Raw genomic sequence first — 23,155 nt, 5'->3', positions numbered from 1 at the left:
ATGGACAAGTCGCAGCTGCTAGAGATCGCCACCACGCCGATGCCGTTCGGCAAATATAAGGGCGTGCTGCTTATCGATCTGCCGGAGCCTTACCTGCTGTGGTTTGCGCGCAAGGCGGAATTTCCGGCTGACCATCTGGGCGAGCTGATGCAGCTTACCCTCGCTATTAAGATCGAAGGGCTGGAAGGGCCTAGTCAAGCCGCTGAAACAGCAGACGTAAAAAAGCCCGCTTCGGCGGGCTTTTTGTTATTTCTGCAACTCAATCACGGTGGGCTTCACCTGCTGCGCCCGCTTTTTCTCGTTGCCGACTTTATAGCGCTGAGCAATAAAGGAGCAGACCATCAGCTGCCCCTGATGGAAAATCATCAACGGCAGGACGATAATACCCACCGCGCTGGCCGGGAAAAGAATATTCGCCATCGGCACGCCGTTCGCCAGGCTTTTTTTCGAGCCGCAAAACAGCACCACGATTTCATCGGCGCGGCTAAAGCCGAACAGGCGCGAGGCGCCGAAGTTAATCGCCAGCGCCAGCGCCAGCAGCAGCAGACAGCCTGCGAGGATCCATAGCAGCGTGTCGACGCCGACGCGATGCCAGATGCCGTTGACGACCGCTTCGCTGAAGGCGGAATAGACCACCAGCAGAATCGACGTCTGGTCGGTTTTACCAATCAGGCTGCGATGCCTTTCCACCCAGCCGGCGATCCAGCGGCGCGACAGATGACCCAGCACGAACGGCACCAGCAGCTGTAGCATAATCTTGCCGACCTGCTCGAGCCCGTCGGTCGGCGCGCTGCTGTGCTCGTCCATCACCAGATTGACCAGCAGCGGAGAGATAAAAACGCCCAGCAGGCTTGAGGCCGAGGCGCTGCACACCGCCGCTGCCACGTTGCCGCCCGCCATGGAGGTAAAGGCGATGGCGGATTGCACGGTTGCCGGCAGAATGCAGAGATAGATAAAGCCGGTATAGATCTCCGGCCCCACGTTAACCGGATGCCACCAGACGATCAGCAGGCCAAGAAGCGGGAAAAGTACGAAGGTGCTGCACATAATCCACAGGTGCAGCCGCCAGTGGCTGCTGCCGGCGATAATCTTCTCGCGCGACAGCTTGGCCCCGTGCATAAAGAAGAGCAGGGCGATGGCGGCGGTCGTCAGGTATTCGAAGATATCGACAACGATGCCTTTAGCAGGCAGGAAGGTTGCCAACAGCACCGCGATGATCAGTTTGAGCATCATCGGATCGAGTCGTAAAAATCCCATTGTTAAAATCCGGTTAAAAATAACATGGGGAGATTGTCTCCGAAGCGGGTTTAGAAATAAAATTGATTTATTGCATTAATCTATGAGCCACTTCGATGAATTACACCCTACGTCAGCTGTGCACCTTTGTCGCCGTCGCCCATTACAGCGGGTTAAGCCGGGCTGGACAATCTATCGACCTGAGCCAGTCAGCGGTCAGTCACAGCATCAAAGAGCTGTGAGGCGGCGATCGGCGTGTGTCTGCTGGATCGTACCACGCGCGAAGTGATGCTGACCGAAGCGGGCCAGCAACTGGCCGCGCGCATGGCGGGGCTGCTAGAAGAGGTCAACACGACGCTGCTGGATATCCGCAGCTACGGCGAGCAGCGGCGCGGCACGCATCGCCGCCAGTCAGACCATCTCGGCGCACCTGATGCCGCAGTGCTTGGCGGCCAGCCAGCAAAGCTATCCCGATATCAAGGTCATCCTGCATGACCGGGCTCAGCAGTGGGTGCTACAGAGCGTGCGTAATGCCGAGGTCGATTTCGGCATCGTGATTGGCCCGCTCAGCGACAGCGACCTGGACTGTCGGCGATTCTCGACGAGCCGTTCCTGCTGCTGTGCCGCAATGACGATCCGCTGGCGAAAGTCGACGCGGTGCACTGGAGCATGCTGGTAGGGCGCACCATGGTACTGCAGGATTATGCGTCAGGCAGCCGCGTGCTGATCGACGCGGCGCTGCGTCAGCAGCATATAGCGGTGAATGTGGTTCAGGAAATCGGCCATCCCGCGACCCTGTTCCCTATGGTTGATGCGGGCATCGGCATCAGTATTCTACCGGCGCTGGCGTTGCCGCTGCCCTCGGGCAGGGCGCTGACGGTGCGGCGGCTCTATCCGGAGATAAATCGCAGCCTGATGCTGATCAAGCGCAAGAACCGTTCGCTGACGCCTGCGGCCGAGGCGATCTGGCAGGAAGTGCGTCAGCAGGCGGCGCTGCTGACGTACCAGCGCACGTGAAGTCCGGCGTTTTAGATGTAGACATTGAGCTGATTGGTCTCGGTCGGACAATTGATGCCGTCGGCCGCTTTCACCTGTGTCGCCTGCTGGGCTGGCTCGCTCTTTTGCTGCGCCTGTTTTTGCTCAAGCTGAGCGATCTGCGCCTCAAGCATGGCGGTTTGCGACTGATACATCTGCTCCATTTCCGACTTCTGCTCGTCGGTCAATTCCTGGTTGTCTGACAGCTCCTTAACCTGCTTTGTAATGCTGGCGCTGCTGCCCCGCCTGCGCTGCTGCCCGTACTGCCTGATCACGCGGATATTGATGTCATAGGTTTTCTCCTTGTAAATAGACAAGATCGTTATCGGACCGGCAGAACATTGCATGGGGCAGGAAAGCGTTAAGGTTTGGAAAAGGTTGGCATAAAGGCGTGGGCAGGGAACTAGGAAAAAGCGTCCGCCGTAGGGAAGCGGTGGTCGAGGCCACACGGACGTGTTCACGCCGACTTTACGTAGCGGCCCCCTGTCCGCGCCTGAAAGGCACGTTTCCACAGCCCGCAACACCATACATAACGACGTGCAGAAACGAAAAAAGCGTCTAACAGGCCCTTTTCTCTAAATTGGTGGGTCGTGCAGGATTCGAACCTGCGACCAATTGATTAAAAGTCAACTGCTCTACCGACTGAGCTAACGACCCGAAGAAGAAGAAGTAGTGGGTGATGACGGGCTCGAACCGCCGACCCCCTCCTTGTAAGGGAGATGCTCTACCAACTGAGCTAATCACCCATATCTTATCTCTTGTTCACTGCGGGCCACCTTTAGAGTGGTGGGTGATGACGGGCTCGAACCGCCGACCCCCTCCTTGTAAGGGAGATGCTCTACCAACTGAGCTAATCACCCCCGCTGTGTGGAGTCGCATTATAGGGATCCTTCGAAGTGAGTCAACGCTTTTTAAAATAAAAATGCGCGTTCGCTTCAAAAATAAACATCCCGCGCTGCTTTTAGCCAATGTGCTGGTTTTATTGGTAGAATCGCGCCCGTTAACCTCTTTCCGCTTCCGCAGACGAGCAATCATTGAGGATTCACGGCAAGGTGCTAGAATGTGCGCATTCTTTTTTTCGCTTCTGACCGGTTTTTTTGTCATCCCGACAACGAACCCGCGCTTCTAAGGCACTGCTGAATGAAAATCAAAACTCGCTTCGCCCCCAGCCCGACCGGCTACCTGCACGTTGGCGGCGCACGTACCGCGCTCTACTCCTGGCTCTATGCGCGCCGTAACCAGGGCGAATTCGTCCTGCGCATCGAAGACACCGATCTGGAGCGTTCAACGCCGGAAGCTATCGAAGCCATTATGGACGGCATGAACTGGCTCAATCTGGGCTGGGATGACGGCCCGTACTACCAGACCAAACGCTTCGATCGCTACAACGCGGTAATTGACGAGATGCTGGAGGCGGGCACCGCCTATAAATGCTACTGCTCGAAAGAGCGTCTGGAACAGCTGCGCGAAACCCAGATGGCGAACGGCGAAAAGCCGCGTTACGATGGCCACTGCCGCGACAGCCATGAACACCATGCGGCGGATGAGCCTTGCGTGGTACGCTTCCGCAACCCGCAGGAAGGCTCGGTTATTTTCTACGACCAGATCCGCGGTCCGATCGAATTCAGCAACCAGGAGCTGGATGACCTTATTATCCGCCGCACCGACGGCTCTCCGACCTACAACTTCTGCGTGATGGTTGATGACTGGGACATGGGCATCACCCATGTGATCCGCGGCGAAGACCACATCAACAACACGCCGCGCCAGATCAACATCCTCAAGGCGATTGGCGCGCAGGTGCCGGTCTACGCGCACGTCTCCATGATCCTCGGCGACGACGGCAAAAAACTATCTAAGCGCCACGGCGCGGTTGGCGTCATGCAGTATCGCGACGACGGCTACCTGCCGGAAGCGCTGCTCAATTACCTGGTACGTCTGGGCTGGTCCCACGGCGATCAGGAGATCTTCTCAATCGCGGAGATGAAAGAGCTGTTTACCCTAGACGCCGTCAGCAAATCCTCCAGCGCGTTCAACACCGAAAAGCTGCAGTGGCTGAACCACCACTACATTAACAGCCTGCCGCCGGAGTATGTGGCGACGCAGCTGCAGTGGCATATCGAACAGCAGAACATCGACACGCGCACCGGCCCGGAACTGGCGAAGCTGGTTACCCTGCTGGGCGAGCGCTGTAAGACGCTGAAAGAGATGGCGGCTTCCTGCCGTTACTTCTACGAAGAGTTCGACGAGTTCGATGCCGACGCGGCGAAAAAACATCTGCGTCCGGTGGCGCGTCAGCCGCTGGAAGTGGTGCGCGACAAGCTGGCCGCCATTAGCGACTGGAACGCGGAGAATGTGCATCACGTGATTCAGAGCGCGGCAGACGAACTGGAAGTCGGAATGGGCAAGGTCGGCATGCCGCTGCGCGTTGCCGTAACCGGCGCCGGTCAGTCGCCAGGCCTAGACGTCACGGTCGAAGCGATCGGCCGCAGCCGCAGCGTCGCGCGCATCGAAAAGGCGCTCGCCTTTATTGCGCAGCGCGAAGCGCAGGGCTGATAAACGCAAACCGGAAGCCTCAGGCTTCCGGTTTTTCTACTCTTCGCTGATACCCAGCCGCTGCAATACTCCTTTAATCCCTCGCAAAATCATTGCGTCAAGCAGATCCTGCTCGCTCTGCGTCATTTGCTGCACAGAACTTAATAGTAACGCAGGTAAAGCGCAGGTAAAGAGTTAGGCTGAGTGGCGTAGGAAGCGTTGGGTTCATTCAGGTTGCGCATTGACTGGATAAAGCTTTTAACGCGCTCGTCAACGTGGATCAATCTGGCTTTGCCGCCCTGTACGCCCGGCTTTGGCGTCGTGGTCCAGTTTTCACGCTTAATCCATTTGTTTACCGTCTGACGACTGTAACCTGTCTCATTCGTGAGTTCATCAAGTGTTAACCATTCCTTTTTCACGATACTGTCCCTGTTTAATAAAATTAGTTAAGCATATTACAGCAAATCGTTACACGTGAAAGTAACCTGAATGAAATTGCCTCTTGCCCGGCGGGCAAGAGGCAGACCCTTATTGCACCGTACCGACTGCTTCGCCTGACGGACCGCAAGGAAATAGGCGAGGCCGACGAAGACCGCACCGCCCACGCCGTTACCTAAAAATACGGCAACGAAGTTCGGCAGGTATTCCGCCCAGCTCAGCTGACCGGCAGAAATCGCCGCCGGCACGGTAAACATGTTGGTAACGACGTGCTGGAAACCGATCGAGACGAACGCTATCACCGGGAACCACATGCCGAAAATTTTGCCAACTACATCTTTACTGGCGAAGGCCAGCCAGACTGCGAGGTAGACCAGCTAGTTGCAGCCGATTCCGGAAATAAAGGCGTGCAGGAAATCAGTGTTCACCTTGGCGCTGGCGATGGCAGCTGTTTTTTTCAGGTAGTCGCCCTCGGTCATTCTCAGCATATGGCCGAAGAACTAGGCGATGGCGAGGCTGCCTATGAAGTTAGCTATGGTGACCCAGAACCAGTTGCGCAGTACCGCAAAGCCGCTAATACGGCGAGCAAACCAAGCCACCGGCATGGTCATCATATTGATATTGCCGGTCAGCAGTTCGCCGCCAGCCAGCACAGTCAGGATCAATTTCACCGGGAATACCGCCGCGCCCAGCAGGCCGCCAAAGGGAGCCCCAGTCAGCGGGCAGGGAGTTAATAACATGTAGATCTGGCAGGAAGCCGGTAGCAATAAAGGCGCTAGCCATAAAGCCGACAATTGACAAGGTGGGAATGGAAGCGCGACTTTTAGTGACGCCAACCTGAATCGCCAGCTGGGCGAGCTCTTTAGGTGAATGCAGCGACATAGTATCTTTAATATTATTAATAGTTGTGACAGGGATGATGTTGTGTAAAGGCGTGGACAGCGATGACCACTTGATTAGCGGGCTAAGTTTCACATGAGCCTTAACGGAAAACAAGAAAATCCTAAAGGCTGTGTAACTAGAATTTAACCTAAATGCGCAACAATCTGCTATGGCGTTGACGCCAGCCAGACTGCGAAAAGCGGATCCGCAGGGCGAAAGCGCGGTAAAAAGCAGCAATATCCGCGAGTTGACGTCTTTTTCAGCGATTAAACCTAGTTTATCATTTTAGCGTTGACACTCCCGAGGGGAGTTTCATATTATGCTGTCCGTCGCGTAATACGGCGGTTTTTTCGGTTCGGGGCTATAGCTCAGCTGGGAGAGCGCCTGCATGGCATGCAGGAGGTCAGCGGTTCGATCCCGCTTAGCTCCACTAAGTCGCTTCCCAACGATTTGGCACTTGAAAAAATGATTCCAGATGTGGGGGTATAGCTCAGCTGGGAGAGTGCTTGCATGGCATGCAAGAGGTCAGCGGTTCGATCCCGCTAATCTCCACCATTCTCTAAGTCCTGATTTCTCAGGCAATCTCAAAAACTGCTGTAAAGCGTGCGACAAGAGCGACACTGCTGCCGCCCTGCGCTGGCACCGTTGCGCGCTGCCTTTCCGGCCGCCACACGCGAAAACCGTGCGTACCGTCGCGATCCAGCTGCGCCACCAGACCATACTCCCACTCCAGATAGGCCTGCATCACTGCCGACCCGATATCCGTGCCTTCATACGGGCGACGATAGTGGTCGATCACAGGCGAAAGCAGGCCTCTTACGCCCGCCGTCGTCTCTAGCCCGGCGGCGCGCTATGCCGTGTTGCCGCCCGCCAGCACGAAAACCGGCTTGCCGGTCAGCGCCTCGACTTGTTCAACCGCATAGCCCGCCAGCCAACTGCTGTCGCAGGTCAGCACGTAGTGCTCGGCCGCTGGCAGAGACACCTTGCCCTGCTGCTGCAGCGTGGAGTGCAGCAGCCAGGCGGCGCCGGGAATATGGCTTTTGATATGGTTGGCGTGCATCGTCAAGTCCAGCAGCTGGGTGTCGCCCTGCCTGAGCCAGTCGCTTAGCTGCTGCGGCGACAGGGGGCGGGAAGCTGCGGCGTCCAGCCGCCGGTGGCGTTGAAATCCTGCGGCTGGAAGCCGTCAAGCACCGCCGTCTTCATCCATTATCACGATGCGCGCGCCGCGCTCGCTGGTGTAGTGATCGGTCTCCTGCACCAGCTGTCCGCACGGCACGTGGCGGCTACCCGGCAGGTGTCCCAGGCTGTACGCCTCCACGTCGCTCACGTCGAACAGGTAGGTGGTGCGCGCCTCCCGCTGCTAGCGCGCCAGCGTGGCAGCGTCGATGCGCGCCACGCCCGTGGCGTCCGCTACCTGACGCGCCTGCGCCAGCGCGTGACGATGCGCGTCAGCGCTGGCGGCGCCGTAGCGGCGGCTCTGCTGCTGCTCCAGCACCAGGCCCGCCAGTGTCCAGCCGATGGTGCCGTTGCACAGCGCATAGACCGAATTACTGATGCCGGCGTTAACCAGCGACTGCGTGCCAATAATGCTACGCGTGCGGCCAGCGCAGTTGACGATAACCGTGGTGGCGGGCGAGGGCGCGATATCGCGCACGCGCAGCACCAGCTCGCCGCCCGCCGCTTGCCAGCCCGCCAGATCTTCTTTGAGCAGGGCGATATTGCTGTAGCCCCAGGCCGCCGCGCGCGCCGCCGCCTGCGCCAGGCCCGAGCCTTTATCGTAAATCGTTACCTTGGTGTTGCGGCGGGGAATGCGATCCAGTCACTCAAGCTCCAGCTTAGAGAGCGGAATATTGACGGCGAACAGCGGATGCCCCCGCGTGTAAAGCGCCTCGTCGCGCACGTCGACTAGCGCCACTTCCTGCTGCTGGCACAGCGCCTGCTGAATCTCTGCGGCGTCGTGCAGAGGAAAGGTTTTAGCCATGTGATTTATCCCAGATGTTTTGCAGATAGCGGTTGCTGTAGCCGGAGATAAAGGTTTTTTCGCTGCCGTCTTCGCGGTAGACCGCGCAGCTGACCGCGCCGATATTGGCGCCGTAAACGTGAATGCTGATGGAAACCCGGTCGTCGAAGGCGTTGCTGACGCGGTGGATATCGCCAACGCGCGGTGAAACCGCCTCGATATAGCCCGGCTCCAGCCGCACCGGCGTGCCTTCCGCCACCAGCCCGCCGTCGCCGATCCTGTAGCTTTGAGAAAGCTCCGCGCCGCGCAGCATGCCGATTAGGCCCCAGACGCGGTGATCGTGGATCGGCGTCTGCTGGCCAGGCCCCCAGACGAAGCTCACCACCGAAAAGCGCTGCTGCGCGTCGGCATAGAGTAGGTATTGCTGATAGCGCTCCGGATGCGGTCGGGCGAAGGCCACCTCCAGCCAGTCGTCATGCAGCAGCAGCAGCGCGCGGCCCTGCTCTAGCAGCGCGGCCTCTTTCGGCTGCCGGTCGAGCCGGGCGGCCAGCTGCGCCACGAAATCGCGCAGGCGGCGGTGTTGCGGTTCACTCATGATTTGTTCTCCTGAAACCGTTGCGCTACCTGATTGGCGCCGCCAGACAGGCTGAAGTCAAAGGCGGCGCTGACGTCGACGCGGAGCGGCAGCACACGTCGTCGATCCAGCTGCGGGTAATGGCGGTCGGCATGTTGAGCGACTGGCCCAGCGCCGCGGCGAAGGGCTGCGGATGCTGCGCCGCCCAGACCTGCGCCCGGGCCAGCCGCGTCAGCAGATCGGCAATCGCCTTGCGCTTCTCTGGATCGGCCAGTGCCGTCTGGCGCGCCAGTGCGAAAGAGTAGCCGGACATAATGCCTCGGCCGCCGCCCTGCGGTACGCGCACCGTGCCGTCAACCTGTGTCGAGGTGGCGATATAGGTATAGGGTTCCCACGGCGCCCAGGCGGCTACCGCGCCGGAGGTCAGCGCCGCGCGGCCGTCCGACCGGGCCGAGAAAGCGCAGCGTCACGTCGCCCGGCTTCAGCCCGGCGCGCTCCAGCAGGCCAAGGAGCAGATAGTGTCCCCAGCCACCGCGGTTCACGGCGATCTGCTGGCCTTTCAAATCCTGCAGGCGATGGATATCGGCATCGGGACGTGTCAGCAGCGCGATGCTGTCCGGGTTGTTCTGCCCGGCGCCCACCGCTTTTACCGGCGCGCATGCGGCATAGACAAACAGAAATGGCAGATCGCCGGTCAGGCCGACGTCCAGCGCCCCCGCGTTCAGCACTTCCAGCACCGGCGCGCCGGCCTCAAAGGCGGTGAGCTGCAGCGTATAGGGCAGATTATCCAGCTCCCCTGACGTCTTCAGCGAGACAAAACGGTCGCCTCTGACGTCGACGAGGCGCAGCGTCACTTTTCCGCTTTCGGCGGCCGCGGCGTGATGCAGGCTTGACGCCAGCACGAGGCTGGCGAAGAGCGCGGTCAGACGCATCAGGCGCTCCTTCTGCCGCGCGTCAGCGGCAGCAGCTCGCGGCCATACTCCACGGCATCATTGAGCGGATCGAAGCCGCGGATCAACATGCTGTCGATGCCGAGCTGGTAGTAATCCAACAGCGCGTCGGAGACCTGATCTGCCGTGCCCACCAGCGCGATGGAGTTGTAGCCGTCGCTGACCAGCTTCGCGATGCCGGTTCACAGCACCTTATCGTGGCGGTCACTCTCGTTCGCCGCCGCCAGCAGATGCTGCGCGCCGACGCTCTGCAGTTTTGGCAGGCCAAAGGTGTAGCCTGACTCCTGTAGCGGCTTCTGCGCCGTGGCGTAAATATGCTCAGCGCTCGCCCAGGACTCTTTCTCGGTGCGGCCGATAATGGGGCGGAAAGAGATATTGTTTGATCTCGCGTCCCTGACGCGCCGCGGCGGCGCGCACGTTGCGCACGGTTTCCGCCGCGCCCTGCAGAGGGTCGCCCCACAGCGCGAACACGTCGGCATGGCTCGCGGCGATGTCGATCCCCTCCGGCGAGGAGCCGCCGAAGTAGACCGGCAGTTTGCTTTGCAGCGTCTTAATTGTGGAGAACGCCTGTTCCGCCTGGTAAAAGCGGCCCTGATGCTCCTAGGCTTCCGCTGAGGTCAGGCTTTTATGCAGCACGCTGAGGAATTCATCGGTACGCGCGTAGCGCTCCGCTTTGTTGAGAAAGTCGCCGTCGCGCCGCTGCTCACTATCGCTGCCGCCGCTGATGATATGCACCGCCAGGCGGCCGTCAGTCAGGTGATCGAGGGCCGCCAGCGTGGGCGAGACAAAGCCCGGCCGCTGCGCCAGCAAAAATTTAATCGCGAGGTGTGCGCCGCCGCGTGCGCCGTCACTAAAAAGCCGTTAGGTTGATCGGACCAGTAGCCGACCAGAATGCGATCGAACCCCGCCTCTTCATGCGCGCGGGAAAAATCGGCGATGTACTGTTTATCGAAAAGGGGGCCGCTGGCCAGAATAATTTCAGAGGCCAGGCGATGGCCCGAGCATGCCGAGGAACTGAATGCTCATGCTCTTCTCCCGCTGTTGAGTTACCTGAAAAACTACGGGGCGAACGGCACGAGATGAAATTCGTTATTGTGCAATAGTTTTGCGTCTGGCGGGGAAGGGCGGGGGTGCGCAGACGGGAAGGGCGGAAAGAGAGGATAGCAAGTAGGAATATTTAAGAAAAAGGGCGAGAACCTGTCCGCCCTGCGGCCGCTGCGCCTTGCCGGCGCTGTTTGCTTGTCAGAACGCCAGCACCAGTCCGGCGATCGCCGCGGAGAGCACGCTCACCAGCGTTGAGCCGTAAAGCAGCTTCAGGCCGAAGCGCGATACCACGTTGCCCTGCTCTTCGTTCAGGCCCTTAATGGCGCCCGCCACGATGCCGATAGAGGAGAGGTTGGCGAAGGAGACCAAGAACACCGATAGAATGCCCTCTGAGTGCGGTGACAGCTGGCCCGCCAGCTTCTGCAGATCCATCATCGCCACAAATTCGTTGGAGACCAGCTTGGTCGCCATGATGCTGCCGACCTGAAGCGCTTCGTGCGTCGGCACGCCCATTACCCAAGCAAAGGGGTAGAAAACGTAGCCCAGCACGCCCTGGAAGCTGATGCCGAAGATAAAGTCGAACAACGCGTTCAGGCCGGAGATCAGCGCGATAAAGCCGATCAACATTGCGGCGACGATGATTGCCACGCGGAAACCAGCCAGGATATATTCGCCCAGCATCTCAAAGAAGCTCTGGCCTTTATGAATATCCTGCAGCTGCAGATCTTCCTCGTTGTCGACGCGGTAGGGGTTGAGCAGCGACAGCACGATAAAGGTGCTGAACATGTTGAGCACCAGCGCGGCCACCACATATTTCGGCTGCAGCATGGTCATGTAGGCGCCGACGATCGACATTGACACGGTCGACATCGCGGTCGCGGTCATAGTGTACATGCGGCGCTGCGACATTTTGCCGAGAATATCCTTATAGGCGATAAAGTTTTCTGACTGTCCCAGAATTAGAGAGCTGACGGCGTTAAAGGATTCCAGCTTGCCCATACCATTGATTTTTGACAGCAGGGTGCCGATGCCGCGAATGACCCACGGTAGAATGCGGAAGTGCTGTAGGATGCCGATCAGCGCGGAGATAAAGACAATGGGACAGAGCACGTTCAGGAAGAAGAAGGCCAGACCCTTGTCGTTCATGCTGCCAAACACAAAGTTGGTGCCTTCGCCTGCATACTTCAGAAGATGGTCGAACAAGCCGGCGAAGCCTTTCAAGAATCCAAGCCCTGCCTCGGAGTTCAGGAAGAACCACGCCAGAATCACCTCAATGACCAGAAGCTGGACAATGTAGCGAATGCGAATACTTTTACGGTCGTGGCTGACGAGCAACGCCAGCACGGCTACCACCGCCAGTGCTAAAAGGAAGTGCAAAATATGGGACATGCTTGCTCCAAATTTGATTTGAGGAGGATTATAATTTGCTACATATTCTATGTAATGCGTTACTTAAAAACGAGATCAAATCCACATTATAAGGATTCGCTATCACCGCATTTCTCAGAAAACTCTTACGCGTCACTGCTCGTTCACAAATTATTCACACTAATTACCCACAAAATTATTGTCTATAAGTTATCCTGAGCGTAGAATTAAAGCCCGTTGCGAATTTTTTACACGGCTAGCTTTACTAAGATGTATAGCAATTGCTATACTTTATGGTATTGTCTATTTAAAAAGATAACGATAACCGCCTTTCACTTGCCACTGCCACGAGCGGGCCGTAAGCTGCCGTGGTTAAAACGCGTTCAGATCAGGTAGAGAATTATGTTTGAGAGCCGTACCGCCGCTCGCGGAGCCAGAAAAATCAAGCTCGCCCTGCTGGGGCCGGCCTTTATCGCCGCCATCGGCTACATTGATCCCGGTAACTTCGCGACCAATATTCAGGCCGGCGCAGCCTATGGCTATAAGCTGCTGTGGGTGGTGGTCTGGGCCAATATCATGGCGATGCTGATCCAGCTGATATCCGCCAAGCTTGGCATCGCTACCGAAAAAAATCTGGCGGAGCATATCCGCGACCGTTTTCCGCGTCCGGCGGTGTGGTTCTACTGGGTGCAGGCGGAAATTATCGCCATGGCCACCGATCTGGCGGAGTTTATCGGCGCGGCGCTCGGCTTTAAGCTGCTGCTCGGCATCTCTCTGCTGCAGGGCGCGGTGCTGACCGGCGTGGCTACCTTCCTGATCCTGATGCTGCAAAGCCGCGGGCAGAAATCGCTGGAGCTGGTGATCGGCAGCCTGCTGCTGTTTGTGGCGGCGGCCTATTTAGTCGAGCTGTTCTTTTCGCAGCCGAAAGTCAGCAAACTGTTTACCGGCATGGCGCTGCCTTCGCTGCCGACCTCAGATGCGGTGTTCCTCTCGGCGGGCGTGCTGGGCGCGACCATTATGCCGCACGTTATCTATCTGCACTCGGCGCTGACGCAGGTCGACAGCGGTGGCAGCAAAAGCGAGCGCTACTCCTCGACGAAACTCGATGTGGCGATCGCCATGACCATCGCGGGCTTCGTTAACTTGGCGATGATAGCGATCGCCGCGGCCGCGTTCCACTTTAGCGGGCATAGCGGCATTGCGGAGCTGGACCAGGCCTACCTGGCGCTGACGCCGCTGCTCGGCCATGCGGCGGCTACGGTATTCGGCCTGAGCCTGGTGGCGGCGGGCCTCTCCTCAACAGTGGTGGGCACGCTGGCGGGGCAGGTGGTGATGCAGGGCTTTATTCGCTTCCATATTCCGCGGTGGGTGCGCCGCCTGGTGACAATGCTGCCCTCGTTTATCGTGATTATGGCGGGCTGGGATCCGACGCGCATCCTGGTAATGAGCCAGGTGCTGCTCAGCTTCGGCATCGCGCTGGCGCTGGTGCCGCTGCTCTCCTTTACCGGCAACCGCGATATCATGGGCGATATGGTCAATTCCCGTCTGATGCAGAACGCAGGGCGCGCTATCGTGGTGCTGGTGGTGGCTCTTAATGCCTATCTGCTGGTGGGTGAGGTTCTGGGGCCGTAACGCCGCGTCCGGCCAGCCTGCTGCTCACGGCAGTCGGCTCTTCTGTTAGGCGCGGCAGGATTCAGCGTCGGGCAGAGCGGGCTTTTTTCGGCGGCAGGCCGACGGGGAGACGCAGAGCGCTGGCGTCAACGGCAAAGCAAAAAAGAGGCGGCAAAAGCGCCTCTTTGCCGGCATGACCATCAGTGATGATGGTCATGGTGGCCGTGACGATCGTTATGGTCGTGGCGTTGGTGATGGCGTTGCGCCTCGCGCCAGTGATGGCGGCGTTCACGCTCCCACTGCTGGTGACGGCGCCACTCTTAGTGACGCCACCAGCGATGGTTGTTGTACTGGTAGCGATCGTGCCACCAGTGCGGCTCGCGCCAGCGGCCGCCGTCCCAGAAATAACCACGGCGATCGCGGTCTCGCCGCCTCGATGGCGGAGAGTTCGGCGACAGTGAAGTGGCAGTTGGCCAGCATCGCCACGGCGTCATCGATCTGCGCGGTTTTGCTGGCACCAATCAATACTGAGGTTACGCGCGCGTCGCGCAGTACCTAGGCGAGCGCCATCTGGGCCAGCTTCTGGCCGCGCTGCTGGGCAATTTTGTTCAGCTGGCGCATATTCTCTATCCTCTCATCGGTCAGCTGCTCCTCGCGCAGGAATTTGCTGCCGCTCGCCGCTCGCGAATCCTGCGGGATGCCCTGCAGATAGCGATCGCCTTCGCCGCGCGCGCTGCCGGGTAGTTTTAGATGGCGGTGTACAGTGCCTTGCCCTGACGCATCACCTGGCCCAGCGCGCGCATTGTCTCCTCCAGCGGCGTGTCGGGATCCGGACGGTGGTGATAGAAGATATCGACGTATTCCAGCCCCATACGCTTCAGGCTTTGATCTAGGCTGGCGATCAGATACTTGCGCGATCCCCAGTCGCCATAGGGGCCGTCCCACATGGTGTAGCCCGCCTTGGTGGAGATAATTAGCTCGTCGCGATAGCCGCGAAAATCTTCGCGCAGGATGCGGCCGAAATTCCCCTCCGCCGATCCGGGCGGCGGGCCGTAGTTATTCGCTAGGTCAAAATGGGTAATGCCGCAGTCGAAGGCGTGGCGCAGCAGTTCGCGACTGTTGTCAACGTGGGTGCTGTCGCCGAAGTTATGCCACAGCCCCAGGGAAATGGCGGGCAGCCTGAGGCCGCTACGGCGGTATTCTATCTGCAGATAACGGTCGGGATGCGCAAGGTAGGTCATACAGCGTTCCTGTCTCAAGGGAGGATTTAAAAGCGCCAGAGTAGTCGTGTATACGGTTACACAGTGATAAATCATCGCACATTACGCACTTACAGAATAATACCCCGTCGTAACGTCGGCTTGCCACGTTTTTGTTGCGCAGAGGATTGCGCTGCTTGCGTGCCGGCTTGGCAGCATAGCGGATACTCAAACCAGGCATCGGGTAAAAGGAGTGGCATATGCAATGCATGATCGTAGGCGATTGTCTGCTGGCGAGGTCAGCGCAGGCAACGCCGCGGTCGAGATCGATCGGGTGCTGACTACGGCGCTGCGCGAGCGGCGGCCCGGCTATCTGATGCTGGCGGCGGAGATCGCGCCGCCGACCGAGCCGCTGAACGCCGTGCCGCGCCTTTCGCACCGCTGCTCTGCCGACGCGCGTGACCCTGCTGGCCGATTTCCTCGCCGCGCGCTGGCAGCAGCAGGCGATTCCGTGCGCCACGCTGCTGATGGGCAAAGGGGTGCTGGATGAGCAGCAACCGGGCTACGTGGGCACTTACGCGGTGGCGGGCAGCGAGTGTGGGGTGAGCGAGCTGATCGAGCAGGCGGACATGACGATCTGCGTCGGCGTGCGCTTTACCGACACCCTGACTGCGGGCTTTACGCACAACCTGCCGGTGGCGCAGCTGATCGATATCCAGCCCTTCGCCGCCAGCGTGGTGGGCTAACGCTTTGCGCCGCTCAGCATGGCGGACGCGCTCGCCAAGCTTGAGACGCTGTTTGCGCGCTACGGCGAGCGCTGGACGCCGGTGCCGCCCGTGCAGCCTGACGCGGCGCCGGAAGAGGAGGCGCCCATCAGCCAGTGCGCCTTCTGGCGCGCCATGCAGCGCATGCTGCGGATGGGCGACAGCCTGCTGGCGGATCAGGGCACAGCCGCCTTCGGCGCGGCGGCGCTGCGTCTGCCGAACGGCGCACAGCTGCTGGTGCAGCCGCTGTGGGGCTTATACTCTACCCGCAGCCTTCGGCGCGCGGACCGCGGTGCCCGCGCAGCGGGTGATTCTGATTATCAGCGACGGCTCGGCGCAGCTCACCATTCAGGAGCTGGGCTCGATGCTGCGGGATGGGCAGAAGCCGCTAATCTTTTTGTTGTTGAACAATGAGGGCTATACGGTGGAGCGCGCCATTCACGGCGCGACCCAGCGTTCACGGACAGGCGCAGAGATGGCGCGTCACCGAATGCGTTCAACTGGAAGAGGTGATGGCGCGGCTGGAGGCGCCGGCGTGCCTGACGCTGGTTGAGGTGGTGATGCCGCAAGCGGATCTGCCGCCGCTGCTGCGGAAGGTGACCGCCTGCTTGGCGCAGCACAACGGTGCATAAGTTTCGAAGTATTGCCGCTGTCAAGCGTCCTGCCTGACGGGTAGGCTGTGCGCACTATCTTCAATGCTCGCCTTTTGTCACGGCGAGCGTTGTTGTTTTACCGGCAGACTTTTATAGTGTCCTGCATCTTAGGGACCCCAAGCGGAGCAACAGAAGAATGACAACCTATGCCCTAGTCGGCGACGTCGGCGGCACCAACGCGCGACTCTCCCTGTGTGAGGTGGAAACCGGCAAAATTTCCCAGGCCAAAACGTTCTCAACGTCAGATTACGACAGCCTCGAAGCCGTCATCCGCCACTATCTTGGCAAGCAGCAGCACGATGTCGCGGACGGCTGCATCGCCATTGCTTGCCCCGTCACGGAAGACTGGGTCGAAATGACCAACCATGACTGGGCATTTTCCACCAGCAAAATGAAAGCCAGCCTGGGCTTTGCCCACCTGGAGATCATTAACGATTTTACCGCCGTTTCCATGGCGATCCCGATGCTGACCGCGAAGCATGTGATTCAGTTCGGTGGCGGCGAGCCGGTCAAAGATAAGCCTATCGCTATCTACGGCGCGGGCACCGGCCTGGGCGTCAGCCATCTAGTGCATGTCGATCGGCGCTGGGTCAGCCTGCCGGGCGAGGGCGGCCACGTCGATTTCGCCGCCAACAGCGACGAAGAGGATTTGATTCTGGAGGTGCTGCGCGCCGAGCTGGGCCACGTCTCTGCCGAGCGCGTGCTCTCCGGCGCCGGGCTGGTCAACCTCTACCGCGCCATCGTCAAGTCGGACAATCGCGTGCCGGAAAACCTCAAGCCGAAGGATGTCTCTGAGCGCGCGCTAGACGACAGCTGCACCGACTGCCGCCGCGCGCTGTCGCTGTTCTGCGTCATTATGGGCCGTTTCGGTAGCAATCTGGCGCTGAACCTTGGCACCTTCGGCGGCGTCTATATCGCCGGCGGCATCGTGCCGCGCTTCCTAGAGTTCTTTAAGGCCTCTGGCTTTCGCGCCGCCTTCGAGGATAAAGGGCGTTTCCGCGACTACGTTTCCCGCATTCCGGTCTATATGATCACCCACGATCAGCCCGGCCTGCTCGGCGCCGGCGCGCATCTGCGCCAGACGCTGGGGCGTATTCTGTAATCCTCTGAAAACGGCCTGCAGGCCGTTTTTTTATGGCCAGGCGCGGGATTTCCCGCCCAGCGCCACCGCACGCGCGGATTAACCTGCAGAAGTGTGAGCACAGCCGATAAACCTAAAGGCGCATCAGCTCGCTAAAGCGCTTCTCCTTGCTGCGGCTGACCGGCACCTGAAACGCCAGATCGCGTAGCTTCAGCAGATAGGTATTACTGAACCAGGGCTCGATCTCGCGGATCTTGCTGAGATTAACGCAGTAAGAAGCGGTGGCAGTGGAAAAAATGCTGCTCCGGCAGGCGGGCGCAAAATTCGCTGATGCTCATCGACATCACATAGGCCTCGCGTCGGGTATAAATAAACGTCAGCTTCTCATGTGCCTCTACGTAGTGTTTCGTCATCGTTAAGCTCAAGGTTGTAGCGCAGATAGCGCGAAAGATTGATTACCAGCTGGCGCGCGGTATCGGGATTGAGCCGGATCGAGGAGTTGATGGAATTCAGCGCGTTGAACAGAAAATGGGGATTTATTTTGCTCTGCAGGGCGCGCAGTTCCGCTTTATTCGCCATCTCACACAGCTGCTCGGCGCGCGACACCTCCAGCTGGGTGGAGATAATCTGCGACAGGCCGATCGCCATCTCCTTGAGCGAGCCGGTAATGCGGTGGGCCCGGCGGTAGTAGATTTTCAGCGTGCCGGTGACGTGGCCCTTCTCCCACAGCGAAATTACGATCATCGAATGAATATCTTTGGTGCGATGCGCTTCGTCGTTGTTCTTGATGATGATTTTGCCGCTGGACATCGCCTGCGCGGTGGTGGGGCTGATGCCGTCGTCGCCGTTCTGGCAGTTCTGTTCTCCATAGCCAACGTAGGCGAGGATATGCGTCTTGTTGGTGATGGCGATCGCATCGGTGCTGATGTCGCGGCAAATAATGGTGCAGACGCGACGCTGTTGACGTCGCGAAACAGCGGCAGGGTCTTGTTGGCGATCTCCAGCGCCAGCTTCGCCTGGCGCGCCGCAATCGCCTCTTTTTCCCCCTCGACGCTCTGCACCAGCAGAACAATCAGGCCGATGCTGGAGGCATCGAGGATCATCGGCAGCGCGATTTCTGACACAATCGACCTGCCCAGCGCGAAAGGTTTGGCCCACATCAGAATCAACACCATCGTCAAGGCTTTCGCATAGCATGACGCCGATGATGCCGGCGCGCCAGCGCTGCGCTTTCGGCACGCGGCGATTGATCGCCCCGGCGATAATGCTGGTCACCAGGCAGGGCACCGAGGTCACGCCGTGGATATCGATAAAAAAACGGTGCAGTCCGGCAATCATGCCAGTGGCAATGCCCACCTAGGGACCGAACAGAATGCCGCCCGCCATTACAGCGATCACGCGCACGTTCAGCAGCGAACCGTCGACGTGGATCCCCCGACCAGGTGCTGAACAGTGCGAACAGCGAAAAAATCGCGATGACCGCCGCTTTCTCCAGCGGCGAATGTTCATCTTTTGCCGCAGCTGACGGAAGGGGCGCGTACGGGTCAGGAAAAACAGGCAGATCAACATTAGGACGGTGCGGTCAGACACCGCCAGCAGCATATCGAAGTGGGAGTTCACGGCCAGCCTTCAGGTAAGCAGAGTCAGGGGCCTATGATAAAAAAATATGATGGCGATGCGCCAGCGGCCAAAAAGAGCATTCAGGCCGTTGCTGTTCTGGATCAAAATTGCTGACACTACGAAAAAGAGGAAACCTGAGTGGAGAAAGGGAGAACACTTTTTTGCGACCGGCAGGCTGGTGAGCATCAGGGAAGTTTATTATGTTCTGACGGCCTTCGCCTTGCACTCACCTTACGCCGTCAGGAGCACTTTATGCAGTTAACTACCTCACGTCTGACTCTGACCACGCTGAAGCCAGAAGACTGGCTGCTGTTTCGCGCGGTGCATGAGGATGCGGAGACGATGCGCTAGGTCAGCGAGGTCCCGGACGAGGCCGATCTGCGCCAGCGCTTCAGCAAGCGGCTCGCCCCCTGGCAGGTCACCAGCTTTCATATGCTCTGCGTGGTGCTGCTGCGCGACGGCGGCGAGCCGATCGGCCTGTTTGGCTGCAGCCCCGAATGGCAGCCTTACCGCCAGGCGGAGGTCGGCTATATGCTGCTGCACCGCTTCTGCGGCCAGGGCTACGGCAGCGAGGCGCTGAGCGATTTTCTGCTGTCGGCGAGTTTCCACAAGATCAAGGCGATGGTGGTGGAGGACAACCAGGCGTCGCGTCGCGTGGTGCTGGAAAAAACGGCTACAGGCTGGAAGGCACGCTGCGGGATAATTATCTGCTAAGCTGCGAGTGGGTGAACGATTGGGTGTTTGGTCGTCTGAATCTGGAAAATTAAAAAATATAATTTGCCCATCGACAACTTTGTTATCGCCACGTTATGTTCTTGTTTCGACCACGCCAGTGGCCTGCGTAGCTCGGACGGTCCGGACGCTTACGTATCCAAGAGGACATTATGGCTGACAACAGCACACCCCGTCGTTTTTCGCGTATCGATCGCCTTCCCCCCTATGTGTTCAACATCACTGCTGAGTTGAAGATAGTCCCGACGGCGCCACGCCGCCGCATATCGAGGACAAGCTCTGCCAGGTGGCGCAGCGCGAAGATACCCACTGCTACTCCACTTCGCGCGCCATTTCGTGCTGGTACGCCGAGCGCTATCAGGTGGCGATCGATCCCGAGTCGGAAGCAATCGTGACCATCGGCTCGAAAGAGGGGCTGGTCACGATTGCTGGCGACGCTGGATCATGGCGATACCGTGCTGGTGCTGAATCCCAGCTACCCGATTCATATCTACGGCGCGGTGATTGCGGGTGCGCAGGTGCGCTCCGTGCCGCTGGTAGCGGGCGTCGATTTCTTCGCCGAGCTGGAGCGCGCCATTCGCGAAAGCTACCCCAAGCCGAAAATGATGAGCCTCGGTTTCCCGTCGAATCCGACCGCGCAGTGCGTCGAGCTCGACTTCTTCGAGCGCGTTATCGCGCTGGCGAAGCAGTACAACGTGCTGGTGGTGCACGATCTCGCCTACGCCGACATCGTCTACGATGACTGGAAGGCGCCGTCGATTATGCAGGTGCCCGGCGCGCGCGACGTGGCGGTGGAGTTTTTTACCCTGTCGAAAAGCTACAACATGGCGGGCTGGCGCATCGGCTTTATGGTGGGCAATAGGGATCTGGTCGCCGCGCTGGCGCGTATCAAAAGCTACCACGACTACGGCACCTTCACGCCACTGCAGTTAGCGGCTATCGCGGTGCTGGAAGGCTATCAGCCGTGCGTGCGCGATATCGCCGAGCAGTACAAGCGCCGCCGCGACGTGCTGGTAAAAGGGTTGCATGAGGCGGGCTGGATGGTAGAAAACCCCAAAGCTTCGATGTACATCTGGGCGAAGATCCCGGACTACTACGCCCATCTCGGCTCGCTGGAGTTCGCCAAAAAGCTCCTGCAGGAGGCGAAGGCGTGCGTTTCGCCGGGCTTCGGCGACTACGGCGGATACCCACGTGCGCTTCGCGCTGCTTGAAAACAGCGATCGCATTCGTCAGGCGGTGCGGGGCATTAAGGCGATGTTCCGTGCGGACGGTATCCTGCCGGGCAGCGTGAAAGCGGTGGAAGAAGCGGAGTAAAACGAAACGGGGCGACAACGTGTCGCCCCTCAGCCGGTGCTACAGCATCAGCACGAATGTGCCGACCCAGAGCAGCACAAAGAAAGATATTCCCATCAAAGCGTATTTCACAGACAACTCCTCTGAGCGGTTACGACAACAGCGATCCAGGTCAGCGCAACGCGAACAGAATGAGAAAAACGTATCGGGGCATCATCGCCTCAGGCATTTTCTCAGGTCGTTCTGAGTAACTCAGAACAGGATCGAGCGCTAATTTACGCGTAATCGATCCTAAAATAAATAGGCCCAGTATGAGAGTTTTGTCACATTATTACGGTACGTCAATTTCCGGGATCGCCGATATATTAACCTGCAGCTGCGACAGCTCCGGCTGGTCTTTATCTAGCACGATTTTAACCGGGAGCCGCTGGACGACTTTAGTATGGTTACCTGTCGTGTTATCGGGCGAAATTGCCGAAAAAGCCGCGCCGATGGCGGGTGCGATACTGTCCTCGCGGCCAGTGAAATGCTTGCCCGGCAGCGCATCGACGGTGACTTTGACCCGCCGGCCCGGACGCACGTCGTTGAGCTGCGTCTCCAGATAGTTGGCCGTGATATAGGTCTGCTGCAGCGGCGGCACCGCCAGCAAGCGGGTGCCGGCGGAAACATAGGCGCCGACGCGCGCCGCGCACTGACCCACCATGCCGTCAACCGGCGCCACGATACACGTATAGGAAAGGTTGAGACGCACCTGATCGACGCTCGCCTGCGCCTGACGCACCGCCGCCTGCAGTACGCCGATCGCCTTCACCGCCGCCGAGGAGCGATGAGTCGAGCTCGATTTTTGCTGATCGTCCGCCGCAATGGTGCCGCTTTTATACAGGCGGTTGTAGCGCTCGGCGTTCTGCTCGGCATACTGCGCGGTTACCTGATTCGCCGCCAGCGTCGCCTTCGACTGCTCAATCGCCGACTGCTGCTGTTCAAGCTGCGCCTGGCTCACCTGCAGATCCGCCTCGGCGCTCTCCAGCGCAACGCGGTCGTCGCGGTCGTCCAGCGTGGCCAGCACGTCGCCCGCCTTGACCTGCTGGTTGTCCTGCACTCTGACCTCGGCGATATAGCCAGCCATCTTCGTTCGGCGCCACCAGCGTGTAGTCGGCGTTGACCTAGGCGTCATTGGTGCGGTGATCGTTACCGGTCATCGCTGACCAGATAAAAAAGGCGGTGGCCAGCAACACCAGCAGCAGCACGGTTTTTCTCATTACTAAAGCACGCATAATCTTGTTATCTCGATGTCGTTGAAGCAGGTTGAATCAGGGTTTGCGGTGGCCAGACGCGCTTCGGCAGCAGCAGCCAGCTGTCGCTCAGGCTCAGCACAGTGGCCTGATGCTTCACCAGCGTGGCGAAGCCGCTGAGGTTCTCGCTGCTGCTGACGCTGCCGTCCATCAGCAGCGGACGGCATTTTGCCTGATCAGCAAAATGTTGGAGTGAATTTTTCCCCGATGGCAGAGGAAAACCTCAACCAGCACCGAGGCAGCAATGCTGGAGAAGCCGCGCACGGTATTGAACATCGCTGAGGCGAAGGGGCCTTCCGGCGGCGCCACCACGCTGGTGGCGCTCATCAGGATCGGCAAAATCACCATTGGCTGGCCGAACGCCTGCTACACCTGCAGCGTCCAGAAGTTCTGCCGCGTCCAGTCGCTGGTGATCTGCATGCCGAGCAGGCAGGCGTTCATCAGCAGCACGGCGCCCGCCGCCAGCACCCAGCGGCAGTCGATCCAGCGAATATTCAGCAGCGCCATGCCGCTGCAGCCGGTGAGCATGCCGAACAGATCAATCTGCTTAAACCGCTCCAGCCGCAGCGGATTCTGCGGAAACCGCCAGCGAGAAGCGGCGCTGCGAAAAGGTCACGGCGAACTAGGGCGCGATCATCATCGCCGCTACTTCGGTGGCTTGATAGGCAGAGACGATCCAGCTGCCCTGATCGACGCTGACGCCGATCAACCCCAGCGCGAGGCGAAGCGTAAAGGGATGCGGCGCTGGCGCGGTGGCAAGCTGAACGTTCATAGCAGGTTTCTCATTATTTTGATGCAATGTATTGCGATGTGATACAAGGCGCAATTTTACATCTCGATATACTGTAATATAGCCTGGTACAGGCTGTAAATCGTGCCTTTTTCGCG

Annotated in this window: 13 protein-coding genes, 5 tRNA genes and 15 pseudogenes; 12 read left to right on the top strand and 21 right to left on the bottom strand. The window is 59.1% G+C overall.

The window, feature by feature from the left end; all coding sequences use genetic code 11:
- A pseudogene (locus EIO60_RS12725) lies at positions 1-220 on the top strand (DUF3820 family protein).
- A gap of 26 nt (positions 221-246) precedes the next feature.
- Here EIO60_RS12725 and EIO60_RS12720 read toward each other — a convergent pair.
- Positions 247-1,257 (bottom strand): bile acid:sodium symporter family protein, encoded by a 1,011-nt coding sequence (locus EIO60_RS12720; RefSeq protein WP_258577000.1) that lies wholly within the window; start codon positions 1,255-1,257, stop codon positions 247-249.
- A gap of 95 nt (positions 1,258-1,352) precedes the next feature.
- Here EIO60_RS12720 and EIO60_RS16880 point away from each other — a divergent pair, with 95 nt between their 5' ends.
- The 3 genes and pseudogenes from EIO60_RS16880 (at position 1,353) to EIO60_RS16870 (ending at position 2,253) form a co-directional block, all read left to right on the top strand.
- Positions 1,353-1,478 carry a helix-turn-helix domain-containing protein gene (locus EIO60_RS16880; protein ID WP_374058196.1) on the top strand — a complete coding sequence of 42 codons (126 nt, stop codon included), beginning with the start codon at positions 1,353-1,355 and terminating at the stop codon, positions 1,476-1,478.
- A 13-nt stretch (positions 1,479-1,491) separates the two neighbouring features.
- Entirely contained in the window at positions 1,492-1,731 is a 240-nt protein-coding gene (locus tag EIO60_RS16875; RefSeq protein ID WP_374058195.1) for a hypothetical protein, read from the top strand.
- Positions 1,670-2,253: pseudogene (locus EIO60_RS16870) on the top strand (LysR substrate-binding domain-containing protein). Before EIO60_RS16875 ends, EIO60_RS16870 begins: the two are co-directional and overlap by 62 nt.
- A gap of 11 nt (positions 2,254-2,264) precedes the next feature.
- On the opposite strand, the gene EIO60_RS16865 reads toward EIO60_RS16870, so the two are convergent.
- The 4 genes from EIO60_RS16865 to EIO60_RS12695 form a co-directional block, all read right to left on the bottom strand.
- Positions 2,265-2,732: a FlxA-like family protein gene (locus tag EIO60_RS16865; RefSeq protein ID WP_374058194.1), complete on the bottom strand. Its 468-nt coding sequence runs from the start codon at positions 2,730-2,732 to the stop codon at positions 2,265-2,267.
- 120 nt (positions 2,733-2,852) lie between these two features.
- Positions 2,853-2,928 (bottom strand) — tRNA-Lys (locus EIO60_RS12705).
- Between the two features lie 16 nt (positions 2,929-2,944).
- A tRNA-Val gene (locus EIO60_RS12700) sits at positions 2,945-3,017 on the bottom strand.
- A 38-nt stretch (positions 3,018-3,055) separates the two neighbouring features.
- Positions 3,056-3,131: transfer RNA gene (locus EIO60_RS12695), tRNA-Val, on the bottom strand.
- 280 nt (positions 3,132-3,411) lie between these two features.
- On the opposite strand from EIO60_RS12695, the gene gltX reads away from it, so the two are divergent.
- Positions 3,412-4,827, top strand: coding sequence for a glutamate--tRNA ligase (gltX, locus tag EIO60_RS12690; RefSeq protein ID WP_258576999.1), 1,416 nt, complete (start codon positions 3,412-3,414; stop codon positions 4,825-4,827).
- Between the two features lie 36 nt (positions 4,828-4,863).
- Here the strand turns inward: gltX and EIO60_RS12685 are convergent.
- Positions 4,864-5,225: pseudogene (locus EIO60_RS12685) on the bottom strand (YfeC-like transcriptional regulator).
- Between the two features lie 36 nt (positions 5,226-5,261).
- Positions 5,262-6,126 (bottom strand): annotated as a pseudogene (locus tag EIO60_RS12680) (formate/nitrite transporter family protein).
- Positions 6,127-6,483: 357 nt separating this feature from the next.
- Between EIO60_RS12680 and EIO60_RS12675 the strand changes: the two are divergent.
- Both EIO60_RS12675 and EIO60_RS12670 read left to right on the top strand, forming a co-directional pair.
- Positions 6,484-6,556 (top strand) — tRNA-Ala (locus EIO60_RS12675).
- A gap of 49 nt (positions 6,557-6,605) precedes the next feature.
- A tRNA-Ala gene (locus EIO60_RS12670) sits at positions 6,606-6,681 on the top strand.
- A gap of 112 nt (positions 6,682-6,793) precedes the next feature.
- On the opposite strand, the pseudogene EIO60_RS12665 reads toward EIO60_RS12670, so the two are convergent.
- From EIO60_RS12665 to EIO60_RS12640, 6 genes and pseudogenes are all read right to left on the bottom strand, one after another.
- Positions 6,794-8,107: pseudogene (locus tag EIO60_RS12665) on the bottom strand (rhodanese-like domain-containing protein); the annotation flags it as partial.
- Positions 8,100-8,681, bottom strand: coding sequence for a cysteine dioxygenase family protein (locus tag EIO60_RS12660; protein ID WP_258576998.1), 582 nt, complete (start codon positions 8,679-8,681; stop codon positions 8,100-8,102). The pseudogene EIO60_RS12665 and the gene EIO60_RS12660, both read right to left, overlap by 8 nt.
- Before the next feature lie 25 nt (positions 8,682-8,706).
- The gene (locus tag EIO60_RS12655; RefSeq protein ID WP_258576997.1) at positions 8,707-9,006 is read right to left on the bottom strand and encodes a type 2 periplasmic-binding domain-containing protein; all 300 of its coding nucleotides are present in this window, start codon (positions 9,004-9,006) and stop codon (positions 8,707-8,709) included.
- 7 nt (positions 9,007-9,013) lie between these two features.
- Positions 9,014-9,592 (bottom strand): ABC transporter substrate-binding protein, encoded by a 579-nt coding sequence (locus EIO60_RS12650; protein WP_258576996.1) that lies wholly within the window; start codon positions 9,590-9,592, stop codon positions 9,014-9,016.
- A pseudogene (locus tag EIO60_RS12645) lies at positions 9,592-10,636 on the bottom strand (LLM class flavin-dependent oxidoreductase). The gene EIO60_RS12650 and the pseudogene EIO60_RS12645 overlap by 1 nt, the downstream one beginning before the upstream one ends.
- 216 nt (positions 10,637-10,852) lie before the next feature.
- Positions 10,853-12,043: a NupC/NupG family nucleoside CNT transporter gene (locus EIO60_RS12640; protein WP_258576995.1), complete on the bottom strand. Its 1,191-nt coding sequence runs from the start codon at positions 12,041-12,043 to the stop codon at positions 10,853-10,855.
- Between the two features lie 381 nt (positions 12,044-12,424).
- Here EIO60_RS12640 and EIO60_RS12635 point away from each other — a divergent pair, with 381 nt between their 5' ends.
- The gene (locus EIO60_RS12635; protein WP_258576994.1) at positions 12,425-13,654 is read left to right on the top strand and encodes an Nramp family divalent metal transporter; all 1,230 of its coding nucleotides are present in this window, start codon (positions 12,425-12,427) and stop codon (positions 13,652-13,654) included.
- A 61-nt stretch (positions 13,655-13,715) separates the two neighbouring features.
- On the opposite strand, the gene EIO60_RS12630 is transcribed toward EIO60_RS12635, so the two are convergent.
- From EIO60_RS12630 to EIO60_RS12620, 3 genes and pseudogenes are all read right to left on the bottom strand, one after another.
- Positions 13,716-13,925, bottom strand: a complete 210-nt coding sequence (locus tag EIO60_RS12630; RefSeq protein WP_258577099.1) for a hypothetical protein — start codon at positions 13,923-13,925, stop codon at positions 13,716-13,718.
- Positions 13,834-14,058: pseudogene (locus EIO60_RS12625) on the bottom strand (DUF2502 domain-containing protein); the annotation flags it as partial. The pseudogene EIO60_RS12625 and the gene EIO60_RS12630, both read right to left, overlap by 92 nt.
- A gap of 4 nt (positions 14,059-14,062) precedes the next feature.
- Positions 14,063-14,874 (bottom strand): annotated as a pseudogene (locus EIO60_RS12620) (aldo/keto reductase); the annotation flags it as partial.
- Positions 14,875-15,034: 160 nt separating this feature from the next.
- Between EIO60_RS12620 and EIO60_RS12615 the strand changes: the two are divergent.
- Positions 15,035-16,228 (top strand): annotated as a pseudogene (locus EIO60_RS12615) (thiamine pyrophosphate-dependent enzyme); the annotation flags it as partial.
- Between the two features lie 157 nt (positions 16,229-16,385).
- Positions 16,386-17,351: a glucokinase gene (glk, locus tag EIO60_RS12610; protein WP_258576993.1), complete on the top strand. Its 966-nt coding sequence runs from the start codon at positions 16,386-16,388 to the stop codon at positions 17,349-17,351.
- A 112-nt stretch (positions 17,352-17,463) separates the two neighbouring features.
- On the opposite strand, the pseudogene EIO60_RS12605 reads toward glk, so the two are convergent.
- Together EIO60_RS12605 and EIO60_RS12600 are read right to left on the bottom strand one after the other, a co-directional pair.
- Positions 17,464-17,734: pseudogene (locus tag EIO60_RS12605) on the bottom strand (LytTR family DNA-binding domain-containing protein); the annotation flags it as partial.
- A pseudogene (locus EIO60_RS12600) lies at positions 17,730-18,932 on the bottom strand (LytS/YhcK type 5TM receptor domain-containing protein); the annotation flags it as partial. The pseudogenes EIO60_RS12605 and EIO60_RS12600, both read right to left, overlap by 5 nt.
- 270 nt (positions 18,933-19,202) lie before the next feature.
- Between EIO60_RS12600 and EIO60_RS12595 the strand changes: the two are divergent.
- Positions 19,203-19,717 (top strand): annotated as a pseudogene (locus EIO60_RS12595) (GNAT family N-acetyltransferase).
- A 117-nt stretch (positions 19,718-19,834) separates the two neighbouring features.
- Positions 19,835-20,996: pseudogene (gene alaC / locus EIO60_RS12590) on the top strand (alanine transaminase).
- Between the two features lie 39 nt (positions 20,997-21,035).
- Here alaC and ypdK read toward each other — a convergent pair.
- The 3 genes and pseudogenes from ypdK to EIO60_RS12575 all read right to left on the bottom strand — a co-directional run bounded on the left by ypdK (position 21,036) and on the right by EIO60_RS12575 (position 23,039).
- On the bottom strand, positions 21,036-21,107 hold the full coding sequence (gene ypdK, locus EIO60_RS12585) for a membrane protein YpdK (RefSeq protein WP_006120362.1): 72 nt from the start codon (positions 21,105-21,107) through the stop codon (positions 21,036-21,038).
- A gap of 199 nt (positions 21,108-21,306) precedes the next feature.
- Positions 21,307-22,249 (bottom strand): annotated as a pseudogene (locus tag EIO60_RS12580) (HlyD family secretion protein).
- Positions 22,250-22,256: 7 nt separating this feature from the next.
- A pseudogene (locus EIO60_RS12575) lies at positions 22,257-23,039 on the bottom strand (hypothetical protein).
- Positions 23,040-23,155: the final 116 nt, after the last annotated feature.

The organism is Candidatus Pantoea persica (assembly GCF_013753875.1).
GTDB lineage: Bacteria > Pseudomonadota > Gammaproteobacteria > Enterobacterales > Enterobacteriaceae > Pantoea > Pantoea persica.
This window is presented reverse-complemented; position numbering and strand designations above follow the sequence as displayed.

Bases quoted from the DNA above. Each gene is read 5' to 3' on its own strand.
- EIO60_RS12720 (WP_258577000.1), bottom strand. From the start codon at position 1,257: ATGGGATTTTTACGACTCGATCCGATGATGCTCAAACTGATCATCGCG.
- EIO60_RS16880 (WP_374058196.1), top strand. From the start codon at position 1,353: ATGAATTACACCCTACGTCAGCTGTGCACCTTTGTCGCCGTCGCCCAT.
- gltX (WP_258576999.1), top strand. From the start codon at position 3,412: ATGAAAATCAAAACTCGCTTCGCCCCCAGCCCGACCGGCTACCTGCAC.
- EIO60_RS12660 (WP_258576998.1), bottom strand. From the start codon at position 8,681: ATGAGTGAACCGCAACACCGCCGCCTGCGCGATTTCGTGGCGCAGCTG.
- EIO60_RS12650 (WP_258576996.1), bottom strand. From the start codon at position 9,592: ATGCGTCTGACCGCGCTCTTCGCCAGCCTCGTGCTGGCGTCAAGCCTG.
- EIO60_RS12640 (WP_258576995.1), bottom strand. From the start codon at position 12,043: ATGTCCCATATTTTGCACTTCCTTTTAGCACTGGCGGTGGTAGCCGTG.
- EIO60_RS12635 (WP_258576994.1), top strand. From the start codon at position 12,425: ATGTTTGAGAGCCGTACCGCCGCTCGCGGAGCCAGAAAAATCAAGCTC.
- glk (WP_258576993.1), top strand. From the start codon at position 16,386: ATGACAACCTATGCCCTAGTCGGCGACGTCGGCGGCACCAACGCGCGA.